Origin of the sequence: Bilophila sp. 4_1_30, assembly GCF_000224655.1 — a bacterium.
GTDB lineage: Bacteria > Desulfobacterota > Desulfovibrionia > Desulfovibrionales > Desulfovibrionaceae > Bilophila > Bilophila wadsworthia.
The window spans coordinates 2,930-3,734 of sequence record NZ_JH114231.1 but is presented as its reverse complement, the minus strand read 5'-3'; the positions used below and the strand labels follow the sequence as shown (position 1 = coordinate 3,734).

The following is an 805-nucleotide window of genomic DNA, read 5'->3' as shown; positions in this document are numbered from 1 at the left end:
TGTCGGGCCCAAGATAGAGGTCGTCGCCGTAAATGCCCCGGAAACGGGCTTTGACGTCCTCAAGGACCGTGGGATAGTCGGGCAGGTGCAGCCCGGTTTCGTCGATGGTGGCGAGCGCCATTAGAAAACCTCCTGTATCGTCGTTTCCCCGTAGACCGTGCCGATGACGGCCCGCACGGAGAGTTTGCGGGTTTCGCCGTCGAAGGAGGAGGCATACGAAACGATGCCGGTCACGCCTTCCGTATCCAGTATCCGCTCGCGGAAGGCGGGGTCATACGTGTCCTGCGTGTGCTTGCCGAGCACGCCGGGGACGTAGGGCGTCCCTTCCTTGAGGTCGACGAACCATTCCCCCGCGAACAGCCTCAGCCGGGTCAGGACGGCCTGCCCCACGGCTTCCGGGGTGTCGGCGTGCATGTCCGCGCCGCCGCGCCCGAAGGCGTAGTCGCCGTTTTCCGTCAGTTTGCGGTATTTCATTGCGGGCCTCCCGTGGTCCCCCCGCTGTCGCCGGGGTGCGTATGGCTGTTGAGGCTGATGTTCGATGCGGTCACGTCGCCCGTGGCGTTGAGCGATCCGGCGAGCGTGGCCGTGGTCGCGCCGCCGCCCTGCGACTGCATGGAGAGCAGCCCCTTGATGACGATCCGCGGGGCGTCCAGCGTGATGGAGCCGCCGCTTCTGACGGTGACGGACGAGGGCCCCACCGCCGTAACCGCCCCTCCGGGCGTGATCTCGACGTAGGCGCTCCCGTCGTCGGCGCGGAGCTGCGTGTTCCCCGTGTGCACGGCGGGGGACAGCCTGTGCGGCTGGC

At 67.5% G+C, this 805-nt stretch carries 1 protein-coding gene and 1 pseudogene; both read right to left on the bottom strand.

Features of this window, described 5'->3' with window-relative positions; genetic code table 11:
- Positions 1-120: 120 nt before the first annotated feature.
- Entirely contained in the window at positions 121-474 is a 354-nt protein-coding gene (locus HMPREF0178_RS00020) for a hypothetical protein (RefSeq protein ID WP_009367843.1), read from the bottom strand.
- Positions 471-805, bottom strand: a pseudogene (locus HMPREF0178_RS00015) (translation initiation factor IF-2); the annotation flags it as partial. The pseudogene HMPREF0178_RS00015 and the gene HMPREF0178_RS00020, both read right to left, overlap by 4 nt.